Source organism: Aquabacterium sp. A08 (assembly GCF_011742065.1).
In genome coordinates this window covers 1-383 of record NZ_JAAQQT010000317.1, presented here as the reverse complement: position 1 = coordinate 383, position 383 = coordinate 1, and the positions used below count along the sequence as shown (strand labels likewise).

The following is a 383-nucleotide window of genomic DNA, read 5'->3' as shown; positions in this document are numbered from 1 at the left end:
TGCGGCGTGTTGTCGGGCAGCAGCTCCCAGTTGCGGTTGTCGGTGCTGGCCACGGTGCCGGTGCGCATGATGCGCTTGAGTTCGCCCGGGCCCAGCCCGGTCACGTCGGCCACCGCGCCTTCCAGCGCCAGCTGGATTTCGGCCAGCGCGGGGATCGGCACCCACAGGGGCAGCTCCTCGTCCAGCACGTGGTCCTCGCGCACATAGGCGTGGGCCAGCACGTAGTCGCCCAGTTGCTGGCTGTTGCGCAGGCCGGCGCAGTGGCCCAGCATCAGCCAGGCGTGCGGGCGCAGCACGGCAATGTGGTCGGTGATGGTCTTGGCGTTGCTCGGCCCCACGCCGATGTTGACCAGGGTGAGGCCGCTGCGGTCGGCGCGCAGCAG

General features: G+C 70.8%; 1 pseudogene. It reads right to left on the bottom strand.

Annotated elements, in window-relative coordinates:
- Positions 1-383: pseudogene (locus tag HA630_RS26970) on the bottom strand (AMP nucleosidase); the annotation flags it as partial.